Here is an 8,364-nt window from a genome sequence, read left to right as displayed (position 1 = left end):
CTCCCTTAACCTCGTGAGGGATACCGATTACCGCGGCCTCGACCACCGCCGGGTGGGCCACCAGCGCGCTCTCCAGCTCCATGGTTCCCAGCCGGTGTCCGGAGACATTGATCACATCGTCCAGTCGGCCGATGATCCAGATATATCCATCCTCATCCCGCCGGGCCCCGTCCCCGGTATAGTAATAACCCGGAAAACGACTGAAATAGACCTGTTTGAAGCGCTCGGGATTCCCCCAGACTCCCCGCAGCATCCCGGGCCAGGCCCGTTTCATGCAGAGATGTCCTCCCTCGTTCACCTCGGCCTCGGTGCCGTCGTCCCGCAGGATCACCGGCTCCACCCCGGGAAGGGGTACCGTGGCCGCCCCGGGTTTCTGGGCAATGGCATAGGGAAGCGGCGAGATCATGAATCCTCCGGTCTCGGTCTGCCACCAGGTATCCACGATAGGACAGCGCCCCCGGCCCACGTGTTGATGATACCAGAGCCAGGCCTCCGGATTGATAGGTTCTCCCACCGAGCCCAGAATACGCAGGGAGGAAAGATCGTACTTGTGCGGCCACTCGTCTCCCTCCCGCATCAGGGCCCGAATAACCGTGGGAGCGGTGTAAAAGAGGGTCACCCGGAATTTCTGTACCAGCTCCCACAAACGCCCGGGATGGGGATAGGTGGGGACCCCCTCAAACATGATCTCCGTGGCCCCCAGAGCCAGCGGACCGTAAACGATGTAGGAGTGCCCGGTGATCCAGCCGATGTCCGCGGTGCACCAGAAAACATCCGCCGGGCGGAGATCAAAGACCCACTGGAGGGTATGCGCTACATAAACCATGTACCCTCCGGTGGTGTGAAAGACCCCCTTGGGTTTCCCGGTGGATCCGGAGGTGTAAAGGATGAAAAGGATGTCCTCGGCGTCCATCTCCTCGCAGGGACACTCGTCCGGGATCTCCGGATCGTTTATCAACTCGTGATACCAGAGGTCCCGACCCTCCACCCAGTCGATCTGGTTTCCCATCCGTCGCACCACGATACACTTTTCCACGGTGGGGCAGTCCTTCAGGGCCTGATCGGCGGTCTTCTTGGATTCTATGACTCTTCCTCCCCGCCAGTAACCGTCGGCGGTGATCAGAATCTTGGCCTCACAGTCCTGGATGCGGGTCTTTAAGGCCTCGGCGGAAAACCCACCGAAGACCACGGAATGAATGGCTCCGATCCGGGCACAGGCCAGCATTACTATGGGAAGTTCCGGGATCATGGGAAGATAGACGGAGACCCGGTCGCCCTTCTTGACCCCGAGCTTCTTGAGCACATTGGCAAAGCGCGAGACCTCCCGATGAAGAATCTGATAGGTATAGACCCGTACCTCTTCCTCGGGTTCCCCCTGCCAGATGATGGCCGCCTTGTTGCGGTTGGGGCCGGCGAGGTGTCGGTCGAGGCAGTTATAGCAGGCGTTGAGCTTCCCGCCTTCAAACCAGCGGATCTCGGGTTTTTCAAAATCCCAGTAGCAGGTGCGATCCCAGAGCCTGAACCAGGTGATAAGTTCCTTGGCCCGCTCGCTCCAGAATCCATCCGGATCTTCCAGGGAATACCGGTAGATCTCCTCATACTCGTAGCGGGAGGAAATATAGGCTTGATCCCGTTCGGCCTGTGGGGGATAAAAGACGCGTTCCTCCTTGAGCAGGGCTTCAATCCTGCGGCTTTCGGCCATAGTGCACCTCCTTAAGTTTGGGTGGCGTTTTTGATCCAGGGTATCAATTCCTTGAAGGCCGGGGTGCCGGCCCTCTCCAGCCATTCATAAACCAGCATCTCCGTGGAAACCACCGCTGTTCCCACGTCCCTCAAACGGGCCAGCCCGTAATGAAAGTTCTCCGGCGTTCGGGAGGAGGTGGCATCCCCCACCACTATCACCCGATAGCCCTCCTCCAGGGCCGAGAGGGCGGACTGATACACACAGATATGCGTCTCCGCCCCGCAAAGAACGAGATAACGCCGGGCCTTCTCCCGGATGAGGGAAGCAATTTCCGGATTTTGAAAGACACTAAACTCCGTCTTGTCTTTTATTTCCACCTCCTTTCCCAGAAGCTCAAGGACCTCGGGAACGTATTCCCCGAGCCCTTTACGATACTGGCTGGTGGCCACGATGGGTACCTCCAGGATCTGGGAAGCCTTTATCAACAGCCTGAGATTCCTCACCAAACGCTCCGCCTCCCATAGGGCCCGGACCAGCTTTTCCTGAGGATCGATGAGCAGAAGCAGGGACTCTTCAGGACGCACCCGCATAAAAACTCCCCCTTCTCCGCCAAGCGATTATCATATATAGAAACTAGATTATAGATTTAAAATCCTTAAAAAGGAACCCTCAAGGCATGCATCCCCGGGAAGCCCTGGAGTGGCTCCAACAGCACCAATTCCACGGGATAAAACCCGGCCTGGAACGCATTTCCGCCCTTCTCGAGGCCCTGGGGAGACCGCAGGAACGCTTCCCCTCCCTTCATATCGCCGGGACCAACGGCAAGGGCTCCACCGCAGCCCTTCTCCAGGCAATACTTTCCGCCCACGGTCTGCGCACCGGACTTTATACCTCACCCCATCTGGTTTCGGTCACCGAACGTTTTCGGATCGATGGTCGGGAAATCACCCTGGAACGTCTGGCGGACATACTGGCCCGCATTCGAAGGCAGGTAGAAAGGCTACGACTTCCGATCACCTATTTCGAAATCACCACCGCCGCGGCCTTTCTTTATTTTGCGGAGGAAGGCATAGACATGGCGGTGATCGAATGCGGCCTGGGGGGGCGGCTGGATGCCACCAATGTCCTTAAACCCCGGGTTGCGGTGATCACCTCCGTAGCCCTGGATCACATGGCCTATCTGGGGCGGAGCCTGGAAAGGATCGCCCGGGAGAAAGCCGGAATCCTTAAACCCGGTCTTCCGGTGGTGGCAGGACACATGCCCCGCAGGGCCCGGGAGGTAATCCGGGAAAGGGCCTTTAGGCTGCAATGCCCCGCGGCCTTCTGGGGGCAGGACTTCCGGGTGTTGCGCAGCGGGAAAAGATTTTCCTATCGAGGGAACCTATGGCATTTGCAGGAACTGGAACTCTCCCTGGAGGGTGAATTTCAGAAATACAATCTCGGAACAGCCCTCCGGGCACTGGAGTTCCTGAGAACCGAGGGATACGTCTTTCGGGAGGACACCCTGCGCCAGGCGCTGAAACGGGTTTCCTGGCCGGGACGGTTCGAGTTCCTGCCTGTGGGACCCGGAGTGATTCTGGACGGAGCCCACAACGAGGAGGGCACCCGAGCCCTGCTTCGATCCCTGGAGAGGAAGGGGATCAGTGAATACACCCTTATTTTCGGGGCCACCAACGAGGGAGGGGAAAAACCCTATCTGAGGATGCTGCAAAAACTGATCTCTCGGGCCAAAGTCGTATTTCTCTGCGAACCCCCGGGCCCCAGAAACCCGGTTACTTTAAAAGAATGGGAGGCCAGGAAATTTCCCCCTTCCTGGCCTCCGCTACGTCCCTCCTCTCTCCCTGAGGCCCTGGATCAGGCCCTCTCCCTCCCCCTCCCGGTGGTGATCACCGGTTCCCTCTACCTGGTAGGGGCTGCGCGGCGGCTCCTTCTCTCCTAGGCCAGGACATAGGCCTCCTCGCCGTGCTCGGTAACGTCAAGCCCGGTGTATTCCGTCTCTTCGTCCACCCGGAGGCCCGAGAGGACATCCACCACCTTGGCCAGAATAAAGGTGGCCACCAGGGTATAGACCACCGTGGCCACCACCCCGATCACCTGGGCCGAAAACTTAACCTGCGGGGAAAGGACCCCGGCCATAAGCGTTCCGAGAATTCCTCCCACGCCGTGAATACCCACCACATCCAGGGCGTCGTCGTAGCCCAGACCGTTCTTGGCCAGCACCGCAAAGTAACATATTACTCCGGCCAGGATGCCGATGATCACCGCCCCCTGGGTACTCACGAAACCCGCGGCCGGGGTGATGGTGGCCAGGCCGGCAATAGCCCCGGAACAGGCCCCGAGGGTGGTGGGTTTCCCCTGCTTGAGCCATTCCACTATTACCCAGGCCAGCATGGCCGTGGCTGCCGCGGTATGGGTGTTGATAAAGGCCTGGATGGCCGTGTTATTTACCGCCAGGGCACTTCCGGCGTTGAACCCGAACCACCCGAACCAGAGCAGCCCGGTTCCGATCACCGTAAGGGGAAGATTATGGGGAATAAAGGGTTCCTGTTTGGCTCCCCGGCGGGCCCCCACTACCAGGGCCATGACCAGAGCCGCCATACCACAGCTGGCATGCACCACCAGCCCTCCGGCAAAATCCAGGGTCCCCAGGCGGGAAAGCCATCCCCCGCCCCAGATCCAGTGACAGAGCGGATTATACACCAAAAGGGCCCACAAAAGACTGAAAAGGACAAAGGAACGAAAACGCACCCTCTCCGCGAAGGCCCCGGTGATAAGCGCCGGGGTGATCACCGCAAACATGCACTGATAGATCATAAAGACCGGCTCGGGGACCGTAGAGGCATACTGAGGACTGGGAGAAAAACCTATGCCCTGCAGGGCCCAGTGTTTGAGGCTTCCGATGATTCCGTGCACATCCGGTCCAAAGGAGAGACTGTAACCCACATAGATCCACTCCAGGGTTACCAGGGAAATCATGATCAGACTCTGAATGATAACGGAAAGTACGTTTTTGCGCCGGACCAGACCACCGTAAAAAACCGCCAGAGCCGGGGTCATAAGAAGCACCAGCGCCGCGGATACCAGCAGAAAGAGCGTATCGACCTTATCCACCATACGGGACACCTCCCCGCTTTTTTCCCCGAGCTTTAACAAGAATGATGCCATCCGCTTTTCGCGGGGAAGTGTCCCCCTTTTGATACCTGATCCCGCTCCGGAAAACAGGAGACCTCTTGCGGTATTTTACATCTTTGTTCTTCACTTACGCCGGCTTCTCACCCCCTTTCCGTGCCTTCCTACACTATTAAGGCTCTCGAGACTTTCACCAATTTGTTATAAACTGTAGCCAGTTTCACGATGCTGGGTAAGATCCAGCCCCTGGATCTCGTCTTCCCTTTCCACTCTGAGGCCTACCACCGCATCTACCATCTTAAAAAGCACCCAGGAGAGGACGAAGCAAAAAAGGGCCCCGGCACTGGCTCCGATAAGCTGGACCCAGAACTGATGTACATTTCCGTAAAAGAGGCCGTCGGCCCCGGCGGCGTTTACGGCCTTGGAGGCGAAAAGACCGGTGGCCAGTGCCCCCCAGAACCCGCCCACGCCGTGGACTCCCACCACGTCCAGGGCGTCATCGTAACCCAGCTTGCTTTTGAAGAGCACCGCCCCATAGCAGATCACCCCGGCCAGGGCCCCGATGAGCACCGCGGCCCAGAGGGGGACGAATCCCGCCGCCGGAGTGATGGCCACCAGCCCGGCCACCGCCCCGGAGGCCGCTCCCAGGGTGGTGGGGGCCCCCTGAAAGATCCATTCCGCAAACATCCAGCTTAAGGCCGCAAGTCCCGCGGCCATGTGTGTGTTCATAAAGGCCTGCACCGCCACGCCATCTGCCGCCAGGGCGCTTCCAGCATTGAACCCGAACCACCCGAACCAGAGCAGCCCGGCTCCAAGAAGCGTTAAGGGCAGGTTGTGTGGATGGATGGGTTCACGCCGATAACCGATACGCGGACCGATGACCAGCGCCGCGGCCAGGGCCGAAGCCCCGGAGGCAATGTGGATCACCGTTCCCCCGGCAAAATCAAGGGCCCCGAGCTTGGCCAGCCATCCCCCACCCCAGACCCAGTGGCAGAGAGGAGCATACACCACCGTAAACCATAAGGTTACAAAAATGAGATAAGCGGAAAAACGCATCCTTTCGGCGAAGGCCCCGGTAATAAGCGCCGGGGTGATCACCGCAAACATGAGCTGGAAGGCGGCAAAGAGCAGATGGGGTATGGTCTGGGCGGCGGGACCCGGAGCGATCCCCACGCCCCTGAAGAACCGATAGGAAAGGTCTCCTATGAGCGAGGCGTGATCCGGACCGAAGGCCAGACTGTAGCCGTAGAGGAACCAGAGGAGACTCACCAGCCCCAGACAGATGAAGACCTGAAGGGAAATGGAAAGCACATTCTTGGCCCGCACCAGACCGCCGTAAAAGAGGGCCAGCCCCGGAGTCATGAGCATCACCAGGGCCGTAGCCACCAGCATCCAGACCACATCCGCACCCTTCATACCTACCTCCTGCATGTCATTTTTGAGCATCAAGGGATTGCAATAATCGTACCAAATTGAAAATTCAGGGAATATAGCCCCCCTGGAAACCGGACCCCTTTCTTGTGAAACCGCTATTTTATTACAAAAAAGTCAAATATCGTTTAACCCCTATACAAAAAAGAAAAGTTGGAGGCCGAAAGTAAACAGGCTTCGGAAGTCCGGTAAGCTGAGCTTGACCTGGATGATCAATTTATATTACCTGTATCTTAGATGAAGCTCTATCCTCACCCCGAGGGAAGGCCGCGGCTCCTTTTTGCCGATCCCGCCGGGCGAATCTATGATCATCCGGAGCTTTACGCCCTGGGGCTTTCGGGCTACGACCTGGTGCTTCCCGAACCGGAAGACTTCATCCCCCTTCCCGAGGGCTCGGCCCTGTATGTACTTCCAGACCGACATCCCGTAGGGCTTGATCCCCGCACGGAGACTCCGGTGGTCCTTTTCGAAAACCCCTTCCGCCCCGGGGAGCCGGCCCTGGCCGTGGCCGCTTTCCTAGCCCCGGCCCATACCCAGCTCTATCTCGCTCCCTATCAACCGGCCCGGGAGGATCTCCCTCCCCTTCCCCTTTACTCCTATGCCTGTGTGGGCTGGTGGCGAGGCCGATTCTTTGCCGCGGCCTTTCGCTCCGACTGGGACCTCCGGCAGGAGGCGCGGCTCTTTTCCTCAGAAAGGATCGAGTCCCGGGCCCGGGAGATGCTCAAACGGTTCCCGGGGAATCGTCTGGTGCGGCACCTGGTGGAAAATTGTGTGCGGCGCTACCGGTGTCCCGCGGCCCGCAACTTCGTCCTGGGACGATTCGAGGCCCCGGTCCCGGTCTCCCCGGGCTGTAATGCCCGCTGTGTAGGATGTCTTTCCGAGCAGCCCGAAGACGGCCCCCATGTGGCGCAGGAACGCATCACCTTTGTTCCCTCCCCGGAGGAGATCGCCGAGGCCATGGTTCCCCATCTCCGGCGACCCGGGCGGGTGATGGTCTCTTTCGGGCAGGGCTGTGAGGGGGAACCGCTCCTTCAGGCGCAAACCATAGGGCAGGCCCTGCGCCTGATCCGGAAATCCACCTCCCGGGGGACCCTCAACCTCAACACCAACGGAAGCCTTCCCGAGGCCCTTCTTTCCCTGAGGAGAGCCGGACTTGATTCCGTGCGCATAAGTCTGGCCAGTGCCCGCGAAAACTATCACCGGGCCTATTTTCGCCCCCGGGGCTGGGGGCTTTCCGAGGTCCGGGAAAGCGTCCGGCTTTTTAAAAAGGAAAGAGGTTTTGTCTCCCTCAATTACTTTATCTTTCCCGGCTTTACCGACGACCGGGAGGAGCTTGAGGCCCTGGGCGAGATCCTGGCCCTGGGGGTGGATTTTCTCCAGCTCCGAAACCTGGCCATTGATCCCCTGTGGTTCCTGGAAAGGATCGACTACCGGCCGGGCGAAATCCTGGGACTGCGTCCTTTTCTCAAGGAACTCAAGAAGCGTTTTCCCGGCCTCCGGTTCGGATACTTCAATCCTTACCTGCGTTGAACAACCTACTTAATTGTTCCACCGTGCATTCCGCAGGGTCCTTGTCCTCGCGCAAGCCCAAAAAGACCGGAGCCCGGAGTTTTCCATCCGGAGTGAGTTCCTGCGCCCGCACCCGGGCCACCAGCTCCGGCCGAACCCATTCCACCGGCCGGACAGTCTGAAGAGAAAAATGGGGGTATGAAATCCGAAGATTCCTGAGGATCCGGCTCAAGGTTTCCATCTCCTCTCTATCGAATCCGGTACCCACTTGACCGAGGTGCAAAAGGTCCTTTCCACGATAGAGCCCTAAAACCAAAGAGGCAAAGGGGCGTTTATCCGAGACTAGCCATCCGCAAATCACCGCATCCACCTCTAAGGCCCGTTTAATCTTGAGCCATTCCGAAGAACGTATTCCTGGACGATAGAGACTCGTTCTTTTTTTGGCCATAATTCCTTCAAAGCCCTGCCTGAGGGCCTCCCGATAGAGATCCCTGCCCCGCGGATAGGCCCTAGAAAGCACCAGATGCTCTCCTTCCATTAGAATCTCTTGCAATCTCCAGCGCCGTTCTTCCAGAGGTTTTCCCCACACCGGGCCTGTATCCTGATAGAGA

The 8,364-nt window shown here is 58.7% G+C and carries 6 protein-coding genes and 1 pseudogene; 2 read left to right on the top strand and 5 right to left on the bottom strand.

The genetic code is table 11. The features are described 5' to 3' along the window. A partial coding sequence (gene acs / locus F8J34_RS07310; RefSeq protein ID WP_297057769.1) for an acetate--CoA ligase occupies nucleotides 1-1,702 on the bottom strand: 1,702 nt, incomplete at its 3' end. Between the two features lie 11 nt (nucleotides 1,703-1,713). Beyond that, on the bottom strand, nucleotides 1,714-2,274 hold the full coding sequence (locus tag F8J34_RS07305) for an isochorismatase family protein (protein ID WP_297057768.1): 561 nt from the start codon (nucleotides 2,272-2,274) through the stop codon (nucleotides 1,714-1,716). Nucleotides 2,275-2,360: 86 nt separating this feature from the next. Here F8J34_RS07305 and F8J34_RS07300 point away from each other — a divergent pair, with 86 nt between their 5' ends. Further along, a complete protein-coding gene (locus F8J34_RS07300) occupies nucleotides 2,361-3,623 on the top strand; it encodes a folylpolyglutamate synthase/dihydrofolate synthase family protein (protein ID WP_297057766.1) in 1,263 nt (420 codons plus the stop codon). Here F8J34_RS07300 and F8J34_RS07295 read toward each other — a convergent pair. Both F8J34_RS07295 and F8J34_RS07290 read right to left on the bottom strand, forming a co-directional pair. Further along, nucleotides 3,620-4,798 (bottom strand): ammonium transporter, encoded by a 1,179-nt coding sequence (locus F8J34_RS07295; protein WP_297057763.1) that lies wholly within the window; start codon nucleotides 4,796-4,798, stop codon nucleotides 3,620-3,622. The genes F8J34_RS07300 and F8J34_RS07295 overlap by 4 nt on opposite strands. Before the next feature lie 216 nt (nucleotides 4,799-5,014). Further along, on the bottom strand, nucleotides 5,015-6,229 hold the full coding sequence (locus tag F8J34_RS07290) for an ammonium transporter (RefSeq protein WP_297057760.1): 1,215 nt from the start codon (nucleotides 6,227-6,229) through the stop codon (nucleotides 5,015-5,017). 252 nt (nucleotides 6,230-6,481) lie between these two features. Between F8J34_RS07290 and F8J34_RS07285 the strand changes: the two genes are divergently transcribed. Then, on the top strand, nucleotides 6,482-7,774 hold the full coding sequence (locus F8J34_RS07285) for a radical SAM protein (RefSeq protein WP_297057758.1): 1,293 nt from the start codon (nucleotides 6,482-6,484) through the stop codon (nucleotides 7,772-7,774). On the opposite strand, the pseudogene F8J34_RS07280 reads toward F8J34_RS07285, so the two are convergent. Beyond that, nucleotides 7,755-8,364 (bottom strand): annotated as a pseudogene (locus F8J34_RS07280) (DNA ligase); the annotation flags it as partial. The gene F8J34_RS07285 and the pseudogene F8J34_RS07280 sit on opposite strands and share 20 nt — an antisense overlap.

It is taken from the genome of Thermosulfurimonas sp. (assembly GCF_015491435.1).
Lineage (GTDB): Bacteria > Desulfobacterota > Thermodesulfobacteria > Thermodesulfobacteriales > Thermodesulfobacteriaceae > Thermosulfurimonas_A.
This window is presented reverse-complemented; position numbering and strand designations above follow the sequence as displayed.

Bases quoted from the DNA above. Each gene is read 5' to 3' on its own strand.
- F8J34_RS07295 (WP_297057763.1), bottom strand. From the start codon at position 4,798: ATGGTGGATAAGGTCGATACGCTCTTTCTGCTGGTATCCGCGGCGCTG.
- F8J34_RS07305 (WP_297057768.1), bottom strand. From the start codon at position 2,274: ATGCGGGTGCGTCCTGAAGAGTCCCTGCTTCTGCTCATCGATCCTCAG.
- F8J34_RS07290 (WP_297057760.1), bottom strand. From the start codon at position 6,229: ATGAAGGGTGCGGATGTGGTCTGGATGCTGGTGGCTACGGCCCTGGTG.
- F8J34_RS07285 (WP_297057758.1), top strand. From the start codon at position 6,482: ATGAAGCTCTATCCTCACCCCGAGGGAAGGCCGCGGCTCCTTTTTGCC.
- F8J34_RS07300 (WP_297057766.1), top strand. From the start codon at position 2,361: ATGCATCCCCGGGAAGCCCTGGAGTGGCTCCAACAGCACCAATTCCAC.